Annotated in this window: 18 protein-coding genes; 2 read left to right on the plus strand and 16 right to left on the minus strand. The window is 35.3% G+C overall.

Going from position 1 to position 24,850, the window contains the following annotated elements:
* Positions 1–15: 15 nt before the first annotated feature.
* From XYLOR_RS00250 to phoB, 11 genes are all read right to left on the minus strand, one after another.
* Positions 16–681: an ABC transporter ATP-binding protein gene (locus XYLOR_RS00250; protein WP_036875908.1), complete on the minus strand. Its 666-nt coding sequence runs from the start codon at positions 679–681 to the stop codon at positions 16–18.
* 85 nt (positions 682–766) lie between these two features.
* Complete coding sequence (locus XYLOR_RS00255; protein ID WP_036875910.1) at positions 767–2,017, minus strand: efflux RND transporter periplasmic adaptor subunit; 1,251 nt, start codon at positions 2,015–2,017, stop codon at positions 767–769.
* 902 nt (positions 2,018–2,919) lie between these two features.
* Positions 2,920–3,939 (minus strand): L-rhamnose/proton symporter RhaT, encoded by a 1,020-nt coding sequence (gene rhaT / locus XYLOR_RS00260; protein ID WP_036875911.1) that lies wholly within the window; start codon positions 3,937–3,939, stop codon positions 2,920–2,922.
* A gap of 12 nt (positions 3,940–3,951) precedes the next feature.
* A complete protein-coding gene (locus XYLOR_RS00265) occupies positions 3,952–5,208 on the minus strand; it encodes an L-rhamnose isomerase (RefSeq protein ID WP_036880398.1) in 1,257 nt (418 codons plus the stop codon).
* A gap of 19 nt (positions 5,209–5,227) precedes the next feature.
* The gene (rhaB, locus tag XYLOR_RS00270; protein WP_036875912.1) at positions 5,228–6,727 is read right to left on the minus strand and encodes a rhamnulokinase; all 1,500 of its coding nucleotides are present in this window, start codon (positions 6,725–6,727) and stop codon (positions 5,228–5,230) included.
* 111 nt (positions 6,728–6,838) lie between these two features.
* Positions 6,839–7,708 carry an AraC family transcriptional regulator gene (locus tag XYLOR_RS00275; protein WP_036875915.1) on the minus strand — a complete coding sequence of 290 codons (870 nt, stop codon included), beginning with the start codon at positions 7,706–7,708 and terminating at the stop codon, positions 6,839–6,841.
* Entirely contained in the window at positions 7,692–10,403 is a 2,712-nt protein-coding gene (locus tag XYLOR_RS13180; RefSeq protein WP_051508801.1) for an ATP-binding protein, read from the minus strand. The genes XYLOR_RS00275 and XYLOR_RS13180 overlap by 17 nt, the downstream gene beginning before the upstream one ends.
* Positions 10,400–13,159, minus strand: coding sequence for an ATP-binding protein (locus XYLOR_RS00285; protein WP_036875916.1), 2,760 nt, complete (start codon positions 13,157–13,159; stop codon positions 10,400–10,402). Before XYLOR_RS00285 ends, XYLOR_RS13180 begins: the two co-directional genes overlap by 4 nt.
* A 123-nt stretch (positions 13,160–13,282) precedes the next feature.
* On the minus strand, positions 13,283–13,843 hold the full coding sequence (locus XYLOR_RS00290) for a GNAT family N-acetyltransferase (RefSeq protein WP_036875917.1): 561 nt from the start codon (positions 13,841–13,843) through the stop codon (positions 13,283–13,285).
* A 5-nt stretch (positions 13,844–13,848) separates the two neighbouring features.
* Positions 13,849–15,258: a sensor histidine kinase gene (locus XYLOR_RS00295; RefSeq protein ID WP_036875921.1), complete on the minus strand. Its 1,410-nt coding sequence runs from the start codon at positions 15,256–15,258 to the stop codon at positions 13,849–13,851.
* Between the two features lie 9 nt (positions 15,259–15,267).
* On the minus strand, positions 15,268–15,960 hold the full coding sequence (gene phoB, locus XYLOR_RS00300) for a two-component system response regulator PhoB (RefSeq protein WP_036875924.1): 693 nt from the start codon (positions 15,958–15,960) through the stop codon (positions 15,268–15,270).
* 148 nt (positions 15,961–16,108) lie between these two features.
* Here phoB and XYLOR_RS00305 point away from each other — a divergent pair, with 148 nt between their 5' ends.
* A complete protein-coding gene (locus tag XYLOR_RS00305) occupies positions 16,109–16,825 on the plus strand; it encodes a nucleoside-specific channel-forming Tsx family protein (RefSeq protein ID WP_036875926.1) in 717 nt (238 codons plus the stop codon).
* A gap of 55 nt (positions 16,826–16,880) precedes the next feature.
* Here the strand turns inward: XYLOR_RS00305 and cysK are convergent, their stop codons facing one another.
* The 4 genes from cysK to XYLOR_RS00325 form a co-directional block, all read right to left on the minus strand.
* A complete protein-coding gene (cysK, locus tag XYLOR_RS00310; RefSeq protein WP_036875929.1) occupies positions 16,881–17,828 on the minus strand; it encodes a cysteine synthase A in 948 nt (315 codons plus the stop codon).
* Between the two features lie 24 nt (positions 17,829–17,852).
* Positions 17,853–19,145 carry an O-acetylhomoserine aminocarboxypropyltransferase/cysteine synthase family protein gene (locus XYLOR_RS00315; RefSeq protein ID WP_036875931.1) on the minus strand — a complete coding sequence of 431 codons (1,293 nt, stop codon included), beginning with the start codon at positions 19,143–19,145 and terminating at the stop codon, positions 17,853–17,855.
* Positions 19,146–19,308: 163 nt separating this feature from the next.
* Positions 19,309–20,316 carry a DUF4435 domain-containing protein gene (locus XYLOR_RS00320; RefSeq protein WP_036875934.1) on the minus strand — a complete coding sequence of 336 codons (1,008 nt, stop codon included), beginning with the start codon at positions 20,314–20,316 and terminating at the stop codon, positions 19,309–19,311.
* Positions 20,313–21,149, minus strand: coding sequence for an AAA family ATPase (locus XYLOR_RS00325; protein ID WP_036875939.1), 837 nt, complete (start codon positions 21,147–21,149; stop codon positions 20,313–20,315). The genes XYLOR_RS00320 and XYLOR_RS00325 overlap by 4 nt, the downstream gene beginning before the upstream one ends.
* Before the next feature lie 94 nt (positions 21,150–21,243).
* Here XYLOR_RS00325 and XYLOR_RS00330 point away from each other — a divergent pair, with 94 nt between their 5' ends.
* Positions 21,244–22,158, plus strand: coding sequence for a DMT family transporter (locus XYLOR_RS00330; protein WP_036875941.1), 915 nt, complete (start codon positions 21,244–21,246; stop codon positions 22,156–22,158).
* Positions 22,159–22,214: 56 nt separating this feature from the next.
* Here XYLOR_RS00330 and alaS read toward each other — a convergent pair whose 3' ends face one another.
* The gene (gene alaS / locus XYLOR_RS00335) at positions 22,215–24,836 is read right to left on the minus strand and encodes an alanine--tRNA ligase (RefSeq protein ID WP_036875943.1); all 2,622 of its coding nucleotides are present in this window, start codon (positions 24,834–24,836) and stop codon (positions 22,215–22,217) included.
* Between the last annotated feature and the right edge of the window lie 14 nt (positions 24,837–24,850).

The raw sequence follows: 24,850 nt of genomic DNA on the forward strand, positions 1-24,850 counted from the left end.
TTACTGTACTTTATTCTACTGAATTTGGCGCCCGTCAAAGAATCTGACAGTCCGACTTGTGAGTTTTGCCTGATCTTCATTATGAGTTACCATTACAATAGTTCTACCGTCTTCTTTATTCAATTTGTGAAGCAGTTCCATAACTTCTGCACCCATTTTTGAATCCAAATTACCTGTAGGTTCATCAGCCAATATAATATCCGGATTACCTATTATGGCACGTGCGATGGCTACACGCTGACATTGACCACCGCTGAGTTGGGTGGGGAAGTGGCGCATGCGGTGAGTCAGTCCAACTTTCTCCAACACTTCTTCTGCTTTTTGTCTACGCTCTTTTGCACTAACATTACGGTATAAAAGGGGCATCTCAACATTATCAATTACATTGAGTGAGTTGATAAGATGGAATGACTGAAATACGAAACCTAGTTTTTGATTACGGAAGGCAGCCAGAGCTTTGTCTTTCATACCATCTGTCTGTATCCCTTCTATCTCTATTGTTCCACTTGTAGGTAAGTCGAGCAATCCCATAATGTTAAGCAGGGTAGACTTGCCACAACCTGATGGGCCCATTATAGATAGAAACTCACCCTTTTCTACTTCGAGATTCACATTCTCAAGAGCTACCGTCTCAATCTCGTCAGTACGGTAGATTTTGTTAATACCTTTTAATGTAATCATAATTATTCTTATTCTTGTTTATTTTTTATTTTGCTTAATCAGTGTCAATACTTGACGAATATATTTTTACCATGGTACGTCTATATCAGTTCTTTAGTTTCAATTTATTCTTATCTTTGTAGTCATTCATATCGCTTACAACTACTTTATCGCCAGGCTTTAGTCCACTTAATACTTCGACATAGTCAAATCCAGCTTCGCCTAATTTTACTTTGCGTTTTACTATCTCTCCATTACTATTGGCAACAAACAAATCGTAGACGCCGGGACCTGTATAGTATGCGCTGTTGGCTATTCGCATAACATCACTCTTAACAGAGTTGATGACATATATATCGGTATTCAGACCGGAGCGAAGAACACTGTTCTTATCATCCTTAAGTTGAACAGTAAAGTTTATAACGCCATTTTTTGATAGAGGAGTTACGCTGCTGATAATTCCATTAATAGTTTTATTACCTATCTTTACAATGGCTTTTCCTCCAACAGATATTCTATCGCCATAAGAATCAGCAATTTCTCCGGTTATCTTGAAATGGCTTAGATCTGAAATTACAGCTACTTGTTGTCCTTGTGTTATCTGAGATCCTATCTGATTGTTTATGTATGTTAGTATTGCCTTGCGCGGGGCACGTATCTTTGCATCTTCAAGTGTACGTCTTATCTCTCCAAGCGACTTTATGAACATATCTAAATCAAGTTTTTGTACTTTATATTCTGCTGCACACGAAAGGCGCTCGTTTATTAACTGTTTCTTCTGTTGTTCAAGTTCAATGCGGGCAACATTATAGTTCATCTCTTTTTGATGTACGTTGTCTCTTGTACTAGCTCCAATACTGTCAAGATATCGTTCGCTGTGCATTTCCACTCTCATTCTGCTTAACTTCATTTGTGCTACACGAATCTGCATAGTTAAGTCGGTAAGTTTTGTGTTCTGATCGACTTTCATTTGTTGTAGTTTGGATATTCTCATCTGCTCGTCATCCTGTCCTTTCTTATAATCGGTTTCGGCTGATTGCAGATCAAGTTTTAGAATTGGTGTTCCTGCATCTACCGGATCTCCACTCTTCTTATAAGTTTCAATTATTCTTGAATTTATTGGAGAGTTAATAATCTCTTCAAAGATAGGAACAACTTTTCCACTTGCGTTTACACTGACCTCAATAGTACCACGGTCTACTGTAGAGAAAATCAAATCCGAACGGTTTACACTTTGCCCTAACCATTTTTCTACGATGATGAAGCAAGTAAAAATGATAAAGACAATTGCAGCCGCACGGATTATTCTCTTATTTCGGCGCTTTTTGATTTCTTCTTTTGGTATTTCTCTGTCCATAATTATATTATTTACTACTAAACGATAGACAATAGCTATGCCATAAATACAAAATGCTGATTATGAAAGAGTTAGCTAAAAACACTTATGTCCGATAATGAACACTTTGTTCGTTATCGGACATAAACAGTAGTCTTTCATATATTGTAACATCATACATAAAATGTTCAATAAAATATTTATTACCAATTACATAGCTTTCAACTAAGTGTACATAATAATACATTCATCATACATAGTTTTTATTTTGATATATGGCATTTTTATTTAACGTTGCAAACAACGAAACATATTTTGGGCCAATGCGTAAATATTTTCTTTGTGTTAAGCTAATTAGGAAGGTTTTTATGTATATGTAAAGTGTTTCAGTAAGGCTTTCAATAATTTGTATAGTAAACCAGTAAGTATAACAACAAAGATGTATACTGAATTCAGTCATAGTCATAATAAATTCAATCATATTCACAGAGCTATGCTTTTAAACTGTCAAAGCTTAGCTCCAATGCTGCAAAAGCTATGCTTTAGAGTGGTAAAAGCATAGCTTTTGCACAAAAATTAGGGCTACTTTTATGTCGAAAGCATAGAGAATGTTACTATAAAGCATAGCTTTTGAATTGTTTTATGTCTTTATTGACATAAAACCTTTCATTATGGTAATAATATATACTTATGTATAAGTATGTATGCTAATAAACCATCATTCATATTATAAAGCAATTAATATAAGTGGATTACAAAATTCATGTATGAATGTGCCTTTTAAAATACTGTAGTAATTCTTATAAACAGATTAAAAGTGACGTAGTAACATTTCTTTTAAATGAAGGCGAGTAGAAAAAAATAAAAAGCCACGCATATCTAAAGTTAAGATAAGCGTGGCTTATATCTATGTGCAATATTCTTTATATTTTATCAAGATTTGGAAATACCAAAGAGAATATCAGTATTAGCAGACCTAAAGTCAATACAGTAATTGTCTTAGTGTTGCACCCTTTCCATTCTTTGAGCAATATTCCCCATACATTACTGAACAGCACATTAAGTGCCATAAGTATGCACCAGGAAAAAGCCATGATAACACTGTCGGGAGCGAAGAACGACTTACCAAGTCCTAATCCGAAGAATTGACAGTACCAAAGTATGCCGGCAAGAGCACAGAACATTATGTTATTGATCAATACGCCACTTTTGCGGTAATCACCAAATGTCTTATTCTTTGCATTTTGGTATAAGCAGTATACAGCGTTGGTAATGAATCCGCCGAGAGTTACCATGAATGTTGCCGGTAACGTCTCGAATAGAGGGTTGACACCTGCAACAGATAATGGCTTACCTGCATCAAGACCTAAGGCGAAACATGCACTCATAACACCGGCAAGCAGTGCTACGAGCAATCCCTTTGTCAATGCAAAATCTTTGATGGCTGCTTTCTTCTCTTCATCGGTCATGTTTTTAGCACGCAGACTACCGGCATATCCTATTACGGCAATACCTGCGAGTGTGATACACACACCGATGAGTAGTATCAGTCCCTGGCCATGAAACAGGTCTGTTCCTGCAAAGATAGCAGGAAACAGTGTTCCGAATCCGGCACATGTACCTAGAGAGATGCTCTGTCCTAAAGCTACACCGAGATAGCGCATAGACAAACCGAAAGTTAGTCCGCCAACACCCCATAGTATTCCGTAGAACAAAGCTTTAGCAGTTGCGGCAGTATCAACAGTGAGTATGGCTCCAAGAGAGCTACCTGCTGGTACAGCAAGCATAGCGCCCAATAAAGGGAAAACTATCCATGCGAAGATTCCCTGTGTAAGCCAGAAGCTCTCCCAGCTCCACTCTTTCACCTTATTGATAGGTACATAAGAGCTGGACTGGCAGAAACTTCCGATGGCGATTATTATCAAACCGATAATTACTTCCATCTTGTGATATTATTAAGCACGTTTGCTGAGTACGTCAGCTTCGTATTTCTCAATTTCCTTTATATAGTCTTCGCCTACAGGCACACCGTTCTTCATGCAGAAGTAGTCGTATACTGCACCCCAAGGCATAGATTTATCTTCTTCAAGCAGTGCAAGACGTTCAAATAGTTTGTTCTTATCTTCGTATTTGCGAAGTGTTGGGATTGGTTCCAAAAGTGCGTGCAACAGACATTTCTGTGTAGCGCGAGATCCTACAACATAAGCACCAATTCTATTGATTGAAGCGTCAAAGTAGTCAAGACCAATGTGTACTCTATTAAGTGCGTCTGCACGTACAATCTCTTTGAAAAGATCGAGTGTATCGTCGTTTACGATAGTTACATGGTCTGAGTCCCAACGGATAGGACGGCTTACGTGAAGCATAAGTTCTGGTACAAACAGCAGTAATGAACTGACTTTGTCAGCAACACTCTCTGTTGGTACAAAGTGTCCTGTATCAAGAGTTACTATTTTCTGATTTTTAACTCCATAACCTAGATAGAAGTCATAAGAACCAACTGTATAACTTTCAAGACCAATACCGAACAATTTAGCCTCAATACAGTCTTTCATGTTATCATACTTCTTTGCAAATATTTCATCAAGACTTTGCTCTAACAACTGGCGATAACGTAGTTTTTCAACAGTCTGGTCTTTGCTACCATCATGTATCCATACATTCATTATGCAAGGGTCGTTCTGTGCTTTTCCCATCTCTTCAGAGATAGCACGGCAACGTTTTGTATGTTCAATCCAGAACTTGCGTATGCTTTCGTCAGGATTAGCAAGAGAGAGACTACCACTCAATGGATGTGAAAATGATGTAGAGTTGAAATCTAATTTGAAGTTATTTTCTTTTGCCCATTGCATCCATCCTGCGAAATGTTTTGGTTCAACTTCGTTGCGGTCAACTTTTTGTCCTCCAAATTCTCCATAAGAAGCATGTAGGTTAAGACGATGGTTGCCCGCGATGAAAGATTTAGCTTTTAATACATCCATACGCAATTCTTCTATGTTGCGAGCTTTGCCTGGATAGTTTCCTGTAGCTTGTATTCCACCTGTAAGCTGTCCGTCAGGGTTTTCAAAACCTGTAACATCATCAGCTTGCCAGCAATGTAGTGACAGAGGTGTATTCTCTAGTTGTTTTATCGCTTTGTCGGTGTCAACACCAATAGCAGCATAGCGTTCTTTAGCTACTTCGTAAGCTTTTACGATTAATTGTTCTTTCATTTTGCTTAGGTTTTTATTATTATTTTTTGATTTGTATTTTATCTTTTTTGTCGACAATTTCAAGGAACTGTTTGTATGCAGCATCCCATTCTTCTTTGTCTTTTGGCATAAAATGTTTTATCTTTATACTATCAGCAATAATCTTACGCATTTCCCAAATGTCTTTGACCATTCCGGCAGCTTTTGCCTGTAACATAATATTGCCAATTGCGGTTCCTTCTTGTGGCCCTGCTAAGACTTCAACTCCAAGAGAGTCTGATGTAAATTGATCAAGGTGCTCATTTAGTGAACCTCCGCCTATAATGTGTAGTACATTTATAGGGAATGATGCCATATCCTTAAGATAATCAAATACTTGACGGTATCTTAAAGCAAGGCTCTCAAAGATGCAACGGCATAATTCGCCATGACTTGTTGGAATATGTTGATTGGTAAGGCGACAATATTCTTGGATAGCATTTTGCATGTTAGAAGGGTTGGCAAACATAGCATCATCTGGATTTATAATGCTTTGGAATGAAGTAGATGCCATTGCTTCATCTATTAATTCTTTATAAGTTTTAGGTGCATCTGTCCATTCATTACGACATCTTTCCAAAAGCCACATTCCACAAATGTTTTTAAGAAAACGTGTAGTACCTTCAATACCACCTTCGTTTGTGAAATTACGTTCATAACTTATGTCATTAATAATAGCATCTTTAGTCTCAATACCCATAAGACTCCAAGTGCCGCTACTTAGATATGCAAAATTCTCATTCTTGGCAGGAACTGCAGCGACAGCACTACCTGTATCGTGTCCTGCTACAGCTACAACTGGTATTGCGCCAAGCCCTGTAATCTTTTGAATCTCTTCTGTAATAGTGCCGATTATTGTACCTGGATTTACTATCTTTCCAAATTTATTGCGGTCAAGTCCTAATGTGCTTAGTATTTTATTATCCAAATCTTTTGTCTTTGGGTCAAGCATTTGACTGGTTGAGGCTATTGTATATTCGCAAACTTCCTCACCTGTGAGCATATAACTAAGTGCATCAGGTATAAATAGAATTTTGTTGGCAGCAGCAAGAGCTGAATCGTTATTTTTTCTCATAGCATAGAGTTGGAATAACGAGTTGAAATTCATAAATTGTATACCTGTTATTTTATAGACTTCATTTTTGTTTAGACTTTCATCAAAGTACTTTTCCATCATGCCAAAAGTATGAGGATCTCGATATGCAATAGGATTACGCATTATTTGGCCGTCTTGACCGATGCATACAAAGTCTACCCCCCAAGTATCAATGCCAATGCTACCAATGTCAATTTTACGTTGAGCGGCAAGTTTAAGTCCTTTTATTATTTCATTGTATAAGGCATATATGTCCCAATAGAAATGTCCTCCAGTCTCAATGAGGTTATTATCAAAACGTGTAAGTTCTTCGGACTCAAAATGTCCGTCGCTTAATGTGCCGATAATAGTTCTGCCGCTAGTTGCTCCTAGATCGACGGCAAAGAAATTTTTATTTTTTCCCATGATTTGTAGTGCAGGTTGTATTAAAATTTAATAATGCAAAGATAAAGTATCACCAACAATCCAAACCACGTTTTTTGATTTTTAATCTTTAAGTTTTGAGATTATGAGTGTTTATCGCAATTCGCTAGGTCTCCTACCTGTTTTAATTTTGAATCTTGAAGAGAAATAATCAGGGGTCTCGAAATTTAGGCGGTATGCGATCTCTTTGACAGACAGGTCTGTAGATGTAAGAAGTTCCTTTGCACGCTGCAGTTTTAGATCTTGCTGGTACAAAGCAGGACTAATACCTGTATATTCTTTAAAAAGCTTACGAAATGTGGAATAACTTATACCAAATTCTTCTGCCAGTTGCTGTATGGTAAGAGATTTTTCTACATCTTCACGTATACGTAACTGTGCTCTTTTTATCATATCAACATGGCTCTGGTTTTTGTTGAGTATTATATTTCTTTCAAGAGAGTACATTAGCCCTATCATATGGTTTACTATACCAGCGAGTAATTGTTGTGAATAAGCAGCTTCTTCTATTGCTGCATTATATGCAGAACGGTATAGTTGTACTAACTCTTCAGAATATCCAACATGGTAAATTGGTCTTTCCGGCGATAAAAAGTTTTCCTTTAGTCGTACGTCCATATTTTGCCCTTTGAATCCAATCCAATAGCTTTTCCAGCCAGTGTCTTTGTCTGGATAATAAGAATGCCATTCGCCTGGAAAAAGCAAGTGGATGTCACCTTCTTTGAGAGTAACAAGTTGATTTAAATGATCTGACATAAAATAACCTTGACCTTCTATTGTGTATAGCATTTGGTATTCGTTAAGTATGCGACCTTTATCTACATTGAAATAATATCCGTCTGCGTGGCCAGTAGTAGGATAATTCTCATTAGGGGCGATCTCTTCATAACCGACAGTTTCAACTATCAGTCCCCAACGCATATCGCGTTCGTTTGCGACTAAATATTTACTCTTTTTTAGCATAATTACATGGTATCCAAATCCAAAATATAGAACCTTTCCCAACAGTAGAATCAACCCCTATCTTACCATTATAGCGTTCAGCGATAGTCTTACATATAGAGAGTCCAAGTCCTGTTCCTTGTACAAAATCATTTAATTTCACAAATCTCTCGAAAATTTTTTCTCTTTTGTCATCAGGTATACCTGAACCAGTATCTTCGCAGTATATGTGTAATCCATTATTTATATATTTATATCCTACCTTTATATATCCACTTTTTGTATATTTAATAGCATTTGTTACGAAGTTTGTTATAACTTGGTTTAATCTGCCAGCATCAATGTGAAGACTCATCTTTTTGAATGGATTCTCTATTATATAATTGACTTTAGGATTCTTTACTCTTTGTTTGAGAGATGTGCATATATCGTTAAAGGCAACAACCCAGTCTACATCCGAAGGTGAAAGTGTTTGCGTGTTTGAATCCATTTCGCTTAGTTCAAGTATGTCATTGATCAATCTAAGCAACATATCACAATTATTATTTATTATGTGTAAGAAATCATTTCTGTCTTTCTTTTCTAGTCCTTCAAGCAAATCAGAAAATCCTACAATAGAATTTAGTGGGGTTCTTATTTCATGACTCATGTTTGCTAGAAACATACTCTTCATCTTTTCACTTCTTTCTGCGTTGTCTGTTTCAATTTTTAGTCGGTCTTGTGTTTGCATTAATTCTGTAACATCGTGCATTGTACCGCGATATTCTGAAATAACCCCATCAGAGTTGTATATTGGTACTCCATTTATAGCTAGCCAAATGTCATCCTTGTTGAAACATTGCTTAAAGTGTTGTATTATATTAATTGATTTTGGTTTATCACGGTCTTCTTGATTTAATATTTTTGTTATTTCTGTTTTGTTATTATCAGATAGTTTACCGATATATTCTTCAAGTGTTATTGACTTCTCGTATTGTTTAAGATTCTTTGAATATTTAATCGTTTGTTCTTTTAGATCGTATATCCATATTCGTGTATTACTCATATCAAGGATATTCCTAAGCATATCCGAATATGTTTTCATTCTAATCTCTGCTTTTTTATACTTATTTGCATTCTCTGTAAGTGATATATATATATATCTTTCATATGATATATCTTTTATAGCCGCAATTATATAGATGGTATTCCCTTCATTGTCTTTTACGGGTTCTATTTGTAATTCTACATAGATGTCAAGACCTTTTTCTTTTATTACTATATTTGATGATGCATAAAGAGGCAATATGTTATTGTCTTTATCTTTAAGCAAATTACCTATCTCACCTTCAAAAATATTATATTTACCGATATATCCTTCCAGATTCTTTATTTTAAAAATTCTGCACATTTGTTTATTAGAGTTTATCAGGAAACCATCCTTGTCGTAAAAAGATAGTCCGATAAGTGCGGAATTTAGAATTGCTATATATTTATCAGACATCTCTTTATATTGTATTCTCTCAGTTATTTCATTAGTGATATCTTTCCAAGTCATAACAATCTTTGAAATCTTATTAGATTTCCTTTTCTCTGCAATTGCTGTTATTCTATAATATTCCCATTGTGGTTTAGTAGTATAACTTATATTATATTTTATAACCTCTTCAAGTGTCTCTCTTTTGCCTAAAGCTATTTCGTGCAGTCTATTTATGAATTCATTATTATCAGGATGAATTCTCTTGATACTCCATGATTTATTATTTGCGTATATTTCATCTGGATTTATTATTAAAATATTTGATCTGTCCATCTTTAGTGCTAAAGCTCTCATCCTGAATAGATTTCTTGCATGTTTCTTTGCCTCCTTTATCTTATTGCGTTGAATATGAATAAAAACTAAAGATATTACTATACACATTGACAGTATTAGTATTCCTAATGATACAATTGCAGAATTGTCTTTCTTGTATGTCTGATGTTTAAACCATTTAGCATGCAAGAAGTCGACTTCTCCATTCTGCTGCATGTGAGCTAGCTGTTCATCCATTATATTAACGATCTTGCTGTCTTTGCTGACAAAGAACATTGCTTGAATAGGCAAATTTAGCTCTGATAAAACAAGATCTTTCATTCCATATTTGTGTATTAACCATTTAGAAGGCTCTTTAACCCATATTATGCCGTCAGCCTTACCTAGCATTACAGCCCTCATAGCTAGGTGAATATCGTTAGTTTCTTTTAAGTGTAATGAAGTAAATTTTTTTCGAAAAACGTATTCAGATATATCACCTTTCTGAGTATATAATAATTTATTAGTAATATCTTTATCTTTGTTCGTGATTTTATTGTTTCTAAGGTGCAATATACAAATTCTATAATACCCTAAAGGAATATTGCCAAAGTAAAGTCTTTCTCCAAAACCTGAACGTTTTGCGTCAATAGCTAAGTCAAAATCTTGGTGATTGTACATTTTCACTTGTTTTTCTGATTCTTGCATTATAAACTTATGAGGTATTGCTAATAAAGATAAAATGCGGTCTGTTACTTCTATATTGAATCCTGCAGCTTGTCCATTGTCGTCAATATACTCGTAAGGTGGATAATTCCAGTCGCACAAAACTTTCATAGGATGCTCTTTCGTGAATCTTTGGAGGCCTTCTATGGATGAATTAGCTGAAATACCTGTAATAGATGTCAGTAATATTATAATAGTTATGATAACGCTTTTTGTCATACAACTTCCATCTCTTTTATTGGAATAATCCTACATGGTATTCTTACCCATGCAGTGGTACCGTAATTTTCTTTACTTTCGATATGTATATTCCCATCCATTAGTTCTGCTATCACTTTACAGAAACTAAGTCCCAGACCAGACCCACGTTCATCATTGCTTGTTTTTACAAATTTATTAAAAATTTTACCAATCATTTTTTCAGGGATACCACATCCTGTATCTTCTATAAAGATAATCAGGTATCCTTCTTCATACTTGTATTTAGCACTAATATGTCCATCTTTAGTATATTTAATGGCGTTGTCTAACAAATTATCAATTATGATTGTTATAAGTCTATAGTCAATTTCTAATAAATATTTGTTGTAATCGCAGTCTTCTATGAAATTCAGTCTGGCGTTTTCCAATTTTTTTTTGGCTAAATAGCACCTTTGTTTGAAAAGTATTGAAATATCGCATTTTTCTTTTTTTACATCAATCATTCCTGCATCTAGTTTGCTTAAAAACAATACGTCATTGACAATCTTTAGAAGGAGATTTGAGTTCCTTTTTATTTCATTAACGAAGAATGATTCATCTTCTTTATTCTTAACATCAGATAGCAATTCTGAAAATCCAACTACAGCCTGTAGTGGAGTTCTTATCTCAAAGCTCATGTTCTTAAGAAAAGCGCTTTTAAGAACGTCGGCTTTTTGAGCCTCTTTCTTTTTCTTTTCCAAATTGTTTTGGGCTTCTGCCAATTCTGATATATTAATGGCAAGTCCGAAGAAATTCTTAATATTTCCATTATTTTCAAATTCAGGCAAACCGATAAAATTATAATGACTATTCTTATTATGTCTATATATTTCTATATTTATACTAAAAATATCATTAAATCCATCTCTTATTTTTTTAATTATACTTTCTGCTTTAGCTTTACTTTCATTAGTCAAATAATTCATCCATGCATCTTTCCTAAATTCTTTACCTATGTTATTAGCATCGTTACTTATTCTAAATGAATATTCATTTTTACTCAACCAGAATATTCTTATTCCACAGCTTTTAAGTACATGGTTTATGTTATCAGCATAAATTTTAATATCATTCATTGCATTTCTGGTCTTTTCCACATAATTATCAACTTCTCTAAACGACTTAACGTCATCTGTAATGTCTATAAAACTAGAAGAGCATCCCGTATAATTACTATTATTGTCATATATAGCTACCATTCTATTTTCAATTATTACATTTCTTTGTTGCTGAGCATATCTTAATGTGGTTTCTTCTGCCGCTGGTAAATTAAAAGCAGTCGCAGCCCAAAAATTATTTTTGCTCTCTAATGATTCATATCTGTTTCCCCAAATTTCTTTTATTGTTGGGCGACTGTCTAAAAACTCTTTTTTATTTTTTATATTAAAATATCGACACCATCTTTCATTTACATCAACATAGACACCATCACTGTTTATATAAGATATTGCAACCATTGCTGAATTGAATATAGTCTTGTATTTCAACATGATGTCTTTTTCTTCAACCTCTCTTTGATAGTGTTCTGTAATGTCTTTGTTCGTTCCAATGATAGTAGTTACTTTACCATATTTATTCCTTTCAAGGACATTAGCAACAACTTGATAAACTTTCATTTTACAATCATAGGAAGGGCTTATTATAACTATATCTTGAAATTTACTTCTTTTACCGTCAATAAGCATATTAAAGTTATGCTCCATATTGTTTGATTTATTTTCTTTTATAAATTTAGTAAAGTTGTCGAATTCTGTTACATTCTTTATATCCTCTTTGCTATCTATCCGTAAAAACTTTTTTTCTTTTACATTGTATATCCATAACATTATGTTACCGGATTTAATAGCTAAAGCAAGTCTTCCGTCCAAAAGGCTTATTCGTTTATTTTGGTCGTTGATCCTTTTTCTGTATATGAAGTTAAAAATGAGAAGTATAACAAAGATAAAAGCGATAAAACTAATAGAAAATATTATCCATTTAGGAATAATGTGTTTTGAATTATTATAGAACCATTTATCATATATATATGATAGATTACCATCTGCATGCTCTTTAGCAAAAACGGAATCCAATTTTGCTATTAAGGCAGAGTCTGTTCCCATAAATTTATATGCAGATGGCTGCATACCTTGAATATTTCTTATTTCTATGCTGTCAAAATGTAAGTTACCTTTAAGATATTCAAGTCCAAGAGAATTCCATACAATAAAGTCTGCATTCCTGTTACTTAAATCATACATGGCCTTTTTCATGTCCTCATAAGTCAATGCATTCTTGGTCCATCCGTATTTTCTTAAGATATCTTGAGATCCGCTGCCGTTATGAATTATTACCTTGGCGTTTTTAAGCTCTTCGAAATTTGTTATATGTGTTTCTCCTTTTCTGTATGCAACTGCATGTACAAGATATGTTATACTTTGTTCGCTGAATATAAAAGATTTTTTATTGTCTTGTGTTGATGTTCCCCATGACAGCTGTGCTTTCCCGCTATGTAGGTCGTTTATAACGTCTTCTCTATACTTTAGTCTTATTACGTAAGGAATGTTTAGTTTGTTAAGTATATGTTTCGTGATATCTATATCTATACCCGTAGGAGAACCTTCTTCATTGATATATGATAGTGGCCATAAACTCCATAACCCTTCAACTACAAGAGGATTATTCTTCGTATATTTGTGAGCTTGATGATTGTAAACAGGCAAGTTGCTAGCCTGCCCATAAAGCCCAATAGGCAAAAAAAACGAACAAAATATACAAAAAAAGATATATTTGGCGCTGTTCAGGTTGTGCATGAAAAAGTATTTTGGGCACAAATATACTTATTTTTATACAAAAGCGCAACTCTTTTAATAAAAATATTAGTATTGAAGATGTTTCATATTATGACCACCCCAGCATTTATTATCTACGTATTTAAATCCAATAGTTGTATATAGTTTTTCTGCTTTAGGGTTTCCTATATCAACAAGAAGTCCCGTCTTTTTGATTCTTAATCTTTTAGACTTCTTTATAGTCTCTTTAATGAGAGATGTTGCTATTCCCAAATGCTGATAATCTTCAGCAACAGCAAGTGAATCTATGTATAGTTCTCCTTTCTGAGTCTCATCTTCCATATCACTGTAGTCAAGCCCAAATTCTTTTTTTGCTTCATCTATGAAGGCTTTGCGAAGTTCTTGCAGCATAGCCCCATCATAGCTTACTATAATTCCAACAATCTTGTTCGACTCAATGGCTACCATCGTATTATGATAACTGTATTGGGAATCTTCACGTTCCACAAGTGTTGTCATCATTCTATTAAAATCATCTAATGTATGATCAGACCCGGCAAAATTTTTACAGCATTCATAATTCATCGCTTTCATTATAAGTGATGCAATATCTTTGGATTGGTCCTTTTTGGCCGTAGTAATTATCATATATGTTATTTTTTTATTGAGAAGGTAAATTTTAATCCACCTTTTTCCATGTTACTGGCAGTGATATTACCTTTGTGAATTATTACTGCATTTTTTACAATAGCAAGCCCAAGCCCAGTTCCTCCAGCTTTTCTGCTACGTCCTTTGTCAATTCTGTAGAAGCGTTCAAATAAGCGACTAAGGTGCTCAGCACCAACGCCTATCCCATTGTCATAAAAATTGAACTCCCAAAAAGGTCCGTTTTCTTTTGCTGTAATATTTATTTTTGTACCATCGCCAGCATACGCAATTGCATTATCTGTGAGGTTCCTGAAAATACTGTACAAAAGTGAGGCATTGCCATTTACAATCAAATCTTGTGGAAGTTCGTAAGAAAAGGTCATATTCCTTTTTGCTATTTCTATAGCCGTATCTTTCTTTATATTTTCAACGATGTTACTTATATTAACAGGTTCAAAATCTATCATGTGTGGTGCATCGTCTAATCTATTTAGTGTGGATATGTCATGCAGTAGACTACTTAACCGTTTACTTTGAGAATAACATCTTTCTAGGAACTGCTGTTTTGTCTCTGAGGTGATCTTTGGATTGTCAAGAATAGTTTCAAGATACCCCTCTATACTAGCTACAGGAGTTTTTAGTTCATGAGCTATATTTTGAGTCAATTGTCGTTTTAATATTGTTTGTTCTTCCTTTGTTTTTTGAAGCTGTTTGTAAATCTTTATTATTTTTTCAGCTATTTCGCCCAATTCATCTGCAGAAAATTCAACAAGATCCTCTGTGTCAATTGATTCATTGTGTTCTGCTCTTGATGCGAATATCCTTAATTTTGTAACATTTCTACCTAGTCGTTGTACAAATCTGTATAATATTAACGTTAGGGTAATTACTACGATAAGGGTGAACCATATATAATGTTGATCGGCTTGTAGCGATTTTGATAGATTGTTATTGTATGGAAGTGCTGATCGTATAATAAATTTATCTTGTGGAAAATATGTCGCAGAATAAAAAAAGTCTCCTTTAAGCGTCATACTATTGCGGTTTATATCATAGCCAGTTCCATTAGCAAGAGCTTGTCTTATTTCTTGTCGATTACTGTGATTCTGTATATTTGAATAGTCTTTGCGTATGTTGTCATAAAAAACTTTTCCGCGTTGGTCTATTAATGTTACACGCAATCCATGCATATGATTTCTTTGAACGAATTTATTAATAGTATTTTCGTTATGGTTACCATTATAATGCAATACATCCTCCAACCTATAATTGTAATTTTGCAATTCCATATTTAGGGTAGATATCTTAAATGCCCTTTCTCTATATTGCTGAAATACGATAAATAGAACTGCAAATAGAAGAAAAAGTGGTAATACAGATAAGTATAACTTGTGACCTACTGATATACGCTCCATGTCTTAATGTTATGCATCAAAATAATAACCAAACCCTAATCTTGTAACGATACATTTTGAGTAAGGACCAACTTTCTTTCTGAGTCGCGTAATATTTACATCTACTGTGCGATCTAAAACCAGAACGTCATTTGGCCATATACGATCTATAAGTTGTTGTCTTGAGAATACACGACCTTTGTCTTCAAGAAGAGTTCGTAATATTTCAAATTCAGTTTTAGTTACAGGAACATCATTTCCTTCAATTGAGAGGGTCTTATTATCTAGATTAAGTATAAGTTCTTGATATTTGATCATATTATGACCTTCTTCTTCGCTTTGCCCAATTGTTCTTCTTAGCACAGCTCGTATTCTTACCAGGACTTCTCGTATTGAGAATGGTTTTGATATATAGTCATCTGCACCTAAGTTAAAGCCTGTTACGGTGTCATTCTCAGTGTCTCTTGCTGTAAGAAATATTATAGGGATATCTTTTGTGTTCTCATTTTGTTTTAATTTGCGGGCTAATGCAAAACCAGACATTTGTCCCATCATAACATCAAGCATTAACAAATTGTAAGATGATAAATCTAAAGTTAATACTTCTTCTGCAGAATTAGCCGTTTCTACAGCATAACCTTCTGTCTCAAGGTTGAACTTAAGAATCTCACAGAGATCCTCTTCATCGTCAACTACTAATATACGGTAATCATTTTCAGCCATAATTGTGTTTCGTGTTTATTATAACTGCAAAGATAAAGCATAAAATTTAAACTTGTATATCAAATATGTTACATTTTTATTACGCACTAATATAAATGTTATTCTTTTTTATTAACTTTGCCGAAAATTAACAAAAAATACAATTATTATGAATAGAAAATCATTGATTTTAGTCGCTTTATTATCTTTTTTTGCATTTAGTTCAAAGGCTCAGTTAAATATACAATTGCACAGAGATTTTGGTAGACATATGTATAGTGCGTTGAATAAAAATATGGAAAGACCACTTTGGACATCTACTGTTGAGGATTATATAACAGATAAGTGGCATGGTTCTACTTATTTCTTTGTTGATATGGACTATAATAATAGTGGAGTGGCATCTTCTTATTGGGAGCTTTCTCATGAATTTGCTATTGGCAAATCTCCTTTTGCATTTCATGTAGAATATAATGGTGGTAATGGAGTTGGATATTATGTTAACAACGCTTATTTGCTTGGTACGGCATATAATTATAATTCACCTGACTATAATGCAGGTATATCTTTTCAGGCTATGTATAAGTATATACAGAAAAATACTAGCCCTAATAACTTTCAGTTGACAACAGTCTGGTATCTTAATTTTGCTAAAGGATTATTACGTTTTGATGGCTTTGCTGATTTTTGGCGTGAAAGCAATACACATAGCCATTCAATATTTATTAGTGAACCACAAATTTGGTTTAATCTAAATAAGGTTAAGGGAGTAGACAAAGATTTTAATCTTAGTTTTGGTTCTGAGGTAGAAGTATCGAAAGACTTTGCTGGGCGAGATGGATGGTATTGCATTCCTACAGCTGCAGTGAAATGGACTTTCAAATAAAATAATATTAAAACAAGAATCCTCGCAATAATAGTATAGCGAGGATTCTTGTTTATTATAGAGGATACTCTTCGAATGCGTAAAGCACGGTAGATAAGTATCGTTCTCCTGTGTCGGGAAGTAATACTACAATTTTTTTATTTGTATTCTCTTTCCTTTTAGCAATCTCTGCGGCAGCAAAAGCAGCAGCGCCTGAAGATATTCCGACCAACAGTCCTTCTGATTGAGCTAGTTGACGGCCTGTGCGTATAGCATCATCATTTTCAACTTCGAATATTTCATCTATTGTTGTTGCATCATAAGTTTTAGGTACGAATCCTGCACCTATACCTTGTATCTTGTGAGGTCCGCTTTTACCACCACTAAGGACTGGCGATGACGCAGGTTCTACAGCAATTATTTTAATATTAGGATTCTCTTCTTTAAGACGCTTTCCGATACCTGATATAGTTCCACCTGTACCAACTCCTGCAATGAAAATGTCTACGTTACCGTCTGTCTGATTCCATATTTCTTTTCCTGTAGTCTCGTAATGTCTCTTAGGATTAGCTGGATTTTCAAACTGTTGCAGTATGATTGCCCCTGGAATAGAATCTCTCAATTCTTCGGCAGCTTTTATCGCTCCAGGCATACCCTCACTTCCCTTTGTGAGACGTACTTCTGCACCATATGCTTTAACAAGATTTCTTCGCTCAACGCTCATTGTTTCAGGCATAGTAAGAATAAGTTTGTAACCTTTAACAGCTGATACAAGAGCTAGTCCTACACCAGTATTGCCACTAGTTGGTTCAATAATTGTAGCTCCAGGTTTTAGCTTGCCTGTTTTTTCTGCATCTTCAATCATTGCAAGAGCTATTCTGTCTTTTACACTTCCACCTGGATTGAAAAACTCAATCTTTGCTATGATAGGATTCTTTAGACCTTTTAAAACTGAAAACTTATTTAACTCTAATAACGGTGTGTTACCGATGAGTTCAGTCAATTGCTTTGCGATCTTTGCCATAATATTCTGTTTTTATTTTATTTACTATTTTACTGCGTCAAATGCTTGTTGCAGGTCATCTATTATATCATCAATATGTTCTGTACCGATACTTAAACGGATTGTGTTTTCATAAATACCTTGTTTCTTAAGTTCTTCTTTACTTAATTGACTATGGGTCGTTGTTGCCGGATGTATTACAAGACTCTTCACATCTGCTACATTAGCTAATAGAGAAAATATCTGCAGATGATCAATAAAATCCCATGCTTCTTTTTCTCCACCTTTTATTTCGAATGTAAAGATAGAGCCACCTCCATTCGGGAACAACTTCTCGTATAGAGCATGATCTGGGTGATTAGGAAGCGAAGGATGGTTCACTTTTAGTACTTTAGGGTTCTTTGCAAGGTATTCAACCACTTTTTTTGTGTTGTAAGCATGACGCTCTACACGTAGACTAAGTGTTTCAAGACCTTGAAGTAATATCCATGCATTGAAAGGAGATATAGTAGCGCCTGTATCTCTCAGTATGACTGCACGTATACGAGTTACAAATGCTGCAGCTCCAGCTACGTCTGCAAATATTGCTCCATGATAACTGGGGTCTGGTTTCGCTAATGATGGATATTTTTCGGCATTAGCTTTCCAGTCAAAATGGCCACCATCAACAATTACACCACCAAGACTACTTCCGTGTCCACCTATAAATTTAGTAGCAGAGTGTACAACAATATCTGCGCCATGTTCGATTGGACGAATTAGATACGGAGTTCCGAAAGTGTTATCTACAATTACTATTGTGTTATGTTTGTGAGCGATAGTTGATATTTTGTCTATATCTGTGACGCTTGCGTTTGGATTGCCGAACGTTTCTATTATGATTGCTTTTGTGTTTTGTTTGAAAGCGGATTCTATTTCTTCGAAATTAGATGGGTCTACTATAGTAGTCTCAACTCCCTGTGTACTAAGCGTATGTTCCAATAGATTGAAAGTACCACCATATAAATTATTGGCAGCTATTATGTGGTCACCGTTGCGTGCAATATTTTGCAATGAGTAAGTTATTGCAGCTGCTCCAGATGCAACAGCTAATCCTGCTACACCGCCTTCAAGAGCAGCAACACGATTTTCGAATACACTCTGTGTCGAGTTAGTTAGTCGCCCATATATGTTACCTTCGTCTCTCAAACCGAAACGATCTGCAGCATGTTTTGAATTCCTAAAAACATATGATGTTGTTTGATAAATTGGCACTGCACGTGAGTCGGTGGCTGGATCAGCTTGTTCTTGACCTACATGTAGTTGTAGTGTTTCAAAATGGAATTTTTTGTTACTCATAATCTTATCGTTTTTAATTATTATATTCTTTATGCATTATATTCTTATTGATTTCATAATTATGATGCAAAGATACAATGATTATAAGTACAATAAAATAGCACAATTGGGTCATTTATTATACCATATTTATGGTATTTAGTTTAAAAAAGTACTAGAACCATTAGTTATTATCATTTTCTTCTCCAAGATAGTGTGATACATCTTGTTTTAATTTCTTAAAAGGTAGTGAGTTTATATATCCGGAATTTTTCTTTAACATAGCTGCTATATCTTCAAGGCTGTGTTCATAGCACGAAAGTTCATTATGCATTTGGGTGTTGTGCAAAGCATTATTATATATATCATTTTCTCTTTCACGACGAAGATATTCACAAACATAACTTAATATAGGCGATACTACATTATCGAATATATGGTGCCCCTGTATATATAGATATGTGGTTTCAGGAGTAACTCCTAACAGCCTTATCTCTTCATCCATTTTATCATATTTATCGTTAAGCTCAGGATAAGTATGTTGAAGTTGTTTCAGCTTTTTGCTTGTCTTGTTACGAATATTTAATATAGTATTCTCAGGATAGTGCATATTAAACCCACCAAGTTCTACAACCTTACAGAAATCTGTAATAGTAAATTCATGGTAAAAGTCTTCTCTATGTATCATTATGCTCCATACGAAAAGAGGATAGCATGCCTCTGAGTACTGTTTCATGAATTCTACAAAGTCAAATACTGCGTGATCGTTGAGAGTTACCATCACACATACATCATGTAGGCTAGGAGCGTAGCATTGATAATTTTCTATCGCATATACATAAGTATGGAACACATAAGGGCTATCTAATATTTTCTTTGATATAGGCGTGATACCTTGCATAAGATAGTCGTAGTCTGCATCTACACATGCTATCATATCTTCGCCAATGCGTTCTCCAATAAAATTCATAAGAACAGATTTCTTACCTTTCGTGAGGTTTACACGTGATGGTAACATAACCTCAAAATACCGCTTGTCGTTTTCAAATCCACTCAATACTGTACGCCAAAAGTATACATCATCATAACTTTCAACATAAGCGATGATACGACGTCTCGCATTCTTCGGAGTCATTTTGTTGGCGGCTTCGAAGTAACGCGAATTAAGATTATCCTTCAGTCTATAACTCATTTTTTACCTTCTACTTGGTCTGTGATATCAGAAACCTCTGTGACACTATCTGTCCAACCATTTACAATAACTGCAGGTGAGTGTGTCGTAAGTATAATCTGGACATTAGGGTTCAATTCCAATATCATATCAATTAGACGCTCTTGCCATTCAATATGCAAACTAACTTCAGGTTCATCCATAAACAAAATGTAATGTTGGTTATCTTCGATAAGGACGGTGAGTAGTATTGCCAGCATTTGTTTTTCACCACTAGACAATTGGTATGGAGTAAGTTCTTCTTCTGTCTGTAAAAAACGGATTTCATTTTTTGTTCTTATAAGTGTCTTTCTTGTACTTGCGAATAGTTCATCAATCAAGTTTTGAAATTTTATTTTTGGTTCAGAAATTTTTTGTGCTTTAGCTGCCGCATCTGCTGCACAACTCTGTAAAGTAGATATTATACGGTTACCTATATTTACTTGATAGTCAAGATAACGTCTCTGTAATTGATAAATTTGCCAATCCAAATCAGTATTTACACCATTCTCCTCAATTTTGTTAGCAATTTCAGCATACATAAGTGGCCTATCGAAACTTTTAATGACATCGAATCGAATCCATGTTGCTTCTGCTGGTGATACAGTAAGATGTACCCCCCTAAGTGCGTGACTAGCGAATTCTCCACCAGGAGATAAGCCTTTTTCAACCTTGTTGAGAATTGTACTTTTGCCTTCACCGTTAATACCGCTTAAAATATTGACTTTTTTGTCAAGATCCCATACAATATGTTTGTGACCACTCCATAGTGAATCAATCTCAATTCTTTTGATATAGTCAGCGTATTTCTGCATAATATTGTATTTTATATATTATTTATTCGCAAAAATAAAAAATAAAATTATAAATTACTAACTTTGCACCATAAATAATAATAAAAACATAAAAATGGATAACAAAAGACAACTTATAGCTCACCTTTCAATGTTGCTAGCCTGTATATTTTGGGGACTTATGGCTCCACTTGGTAAGGATGCTATGACTCATGGAATTACAGGGATAGACATGGTAACATTCAGAGTAATAGGAGGGGCATTATTGTTTTGGTTTTCATCATTATTTGTAAAGCATGAAAAAATATCCCGTCATGACCTTTTTATGTTATTTTTCGCTGGTATTTTTGGTCTTGTTTGTAACCAATGCTGTTATACTATTGGACTTAGTATTACGTCTCCTGTAAATGCAAGTATCGTAGTTACGTCTATGCCTATCTTTACTATGATATTGGCAGCAATAATACTTCATGAACCTATTACCAGTAAGAAAGTATTAGGTGTATTTTTAGGTTGTATAGGTGCTGTAGCTCTTATACTTACAAGCGCTTCAGCTACAAGTGATAAGGTTGGTGATATACGAGGAGATTTGTTGTGCATGCTTGCTCAATTGTCTTTTGCACTTTACCTAACTCTTTTCAACCATTTAGTAAAGAGATATTCCGTGTTTACGATAAATAAATGGATGTTTACTTCTGCCGTTTTTATTATAGTCCCTTTTTCATTCCATCATGTCGCTTCGATATCGTGGAGTGTCGTACCAGTGAAGACTTGGATCGAAACAGGATATGTAGTTTTGTTTGGAACGTATATTAGCTATATACTTACAATGGTAGGTCAGAAAACGTTACGACCTACAGTTGTAAGTGCATATAATTATGTTCAACCGATGGTATCTGTAACGGTAAGTATACTACTAGGAATAGGGGTCTTTAAGTTAGGACAAGCTTTCTCTGTTATTTTTGTTTTCGCTGGTGTTTGGCTCGTAAATAAATCAAAAAGCAGGGCTGATATTGTTAATGGCAAATAATATAAAAGGACCTGAAAGCTTTTAGTATATCTTTCAGGTCCTTTTTTGTACCTATTTTAAAGTTTTGCTAATTCAATGACTTTATCAACAGCAGAAGAAAGTCCATCTACATTTTTACCTCCTGCGGTAGCATAATGCGGTTGTCCTCCTCCACCACCTAATATTAATTTGGCAGCTTCACGAACCATCTGTCCTGCATTAAGATTATGGTTCTTAACCATATCTTCGCTTAGCATAACACTAAGCATTGGCTTACCTGCCGATTCTGTTCCGATAACGCATAGCAGATTCTCCTGCACAGACTGGCGTATCTTGAATACAAGGTCCTTGGTTGCGGCAGCGTCTAGAGGCAGAACTGCTGTGATAACCTTCACTCCATTTACATCTTTGGCTTGTGCTATTAATTTTTCTTTTGCACGCTCTACAGTTTGAGCTTGGAACTTCTCAATATCTTTCTTCATTGAGTCGTGTTCTTCAATATACTTCTCTATTACACCTCTTAGATCTTTGGCATTATTGAACATTCCACGGATTGCGCGTATGCCATCTTCTAGAGTGTACATCATCTCTTCACATTCTTTACCTGTTTTTGCCTCAATACGGCGGATTCCAGCAGCAACGCTGCTTTCAGATATGATTTTTAACATCCCGATGCGCCCGGTAGACTTTGCATGTATACCACCACAGAACTCACAACTTGGTCCGAAACGTACTACACGTACCTTGTCTCCATATTTTTCACCGAATAGAGCAACTGCACCAAGTTTTTTAGCTTCGTCTATAGGAGTATCACGATGTTCATCTAAAGGTAAATCTTGACGAATCATATCATTAACGAGTCGTTCTACCTCGCGTATTTCTTCGTCTGTTACTTTCTGGAAGTGAGAGAAGTCAAAACGAAGTGTATCAGCCGATACATAAGATCCCTTTTGCTCTACATGGTCGCCTAATACTTGTTTTAATGCATAGTCGAGTAGGTGAGTAGCTGTGTGATTGGCTGCACTTCCGTCACGCTTGTCGATGTCAACGCAAGCCATAAAGTCTGCTTTCGGGTCCACCGGAAGTTTTTTAACAATATGTATAGACTGCCCATTTTCACGTTTCGTATCAATGATTTCAATAGTCTCATTTTCACTGCATATTACGCCACAATCTCCAACTTGTCCTCCCATTTCACCATAGAAAGGAGTGAAGTCTAGTACTATTTCGAAGAATGTATTTTTCTTTTGTGTTACTTTACGATAACGAAGAATGTTGCATTCGTGCTCAGTGAAATCATAACCTACAAACTGTTGCTCGCCAGCTTTTATTTCTACCCAATCGCTATTTTCTACCTGAGCAGCATTGCGAGCGCGTTCTTTCTGTTTCTGCATTTCCTCGTTAAACTGCTTTTCATCGACAGTATAGCCATTTTCACGACAGATAAGTTCTGTAAGATCGAGAGGAAAACCGTAAGTGTCAAACATACGGAAAGCTTGTATACCATCAAGTTCTTTCTTGCCTTCCTTTTTCAATGTTGCCATTGCTTCAGACAGAAGATTTATACCTTTTTCAAGAGTTCTAAGGAATGAATCTTCCTCTTCTTTCATTACTCTGCCGATAAGTTCACGCTGAGCAGGTAACTCCGGGTAAGCGTCACCCATTTCATGAATAAGTACAGGTAGAAGTTTGTAAAGGAATGCCTCTTTCTGATCTAAGAATGTGTATGCATAACGGACGGCACGGCGAAGTATACGGCGGATTACATAACCAGCCTTTGCATTACTAGGCAACTGACCGTCAGCAATAGAAAAAGCTACCGCACGTAGGTGATCTGCTACTACACGCATAGCCACATCCGTCTTTTCTTCTTTGCCATATTCTTTGTTAGAAATACGTCCAATCTCTTTTATTATTGGCTGAAATACATCTGTGTCATAATTAGAATGTTTGCCTTGGAGAGCACGCACTAGACGTTCAAATCCCATACCTGTATCTATGACGTGCATTGGCAACGGTTCGAGAGTACTGTCAGCCTTTCGATTATATTGCATGAAGACAATATTCCATATTTCTATAACCTGTGGATCATCTTTGTTTACTAATTCGCTACCAGGAGTCTTTGCTTTTTCTTCTTCTGTACGAGAATCAAGATGAATCTCAGAGCAAGGACCACAAGGACCTGTCTCACCCATTTCCCAGAAGTTATCATGTTTGTTACCGTTTATAATATGATCAGCAGGTAGATGTTTAGCCCATATAGATGCGGCTTCATCATCACGTGGAAGTCCTTCTTCTGCAGAACCCTCAAAGACTGTAGCATAGAGGTTATTTGGATCAAGATGAAGAACATCTACAAGATATTCCCATGCATAATCAAGAGCACCTTTTTTGAAATAATCACCAAAGCTCCAATTTCCAAGCATCTCAAACATGGTGTGGTGATAAGTATCATGTCCAACTTCTTCTAGATCATTATGTTTTCCGCTAACGCGTAGACATTTTTGAGAGTCTGTGGCTCGTCGTGATTTAGGTTCGCGTGTGCCAAGGATAATATCCTTAAACTGGTTCATACCTGCATTAGTGAACATCAACGTTGGATCGTCCTTAATAACCATAGGGGCTGATGGTACGATGAGGTGTCCTTTAGACTCGAAAAACTTCTTGAAAGAGTCACGGATTTCATTAGCTGTCATCATATTATTTTCGTCTT

Source organism: Xylanibacter oryzae DSM 17970 (assembly GCF_000585355.1).
In the GTDB taxonomy this organism is placed as follows: Bacteria; Bacteroidota; Bacteroidia; order Bacteroidales; family Bacteroidaceae; genus Prevotella; species Prevotella oryzae.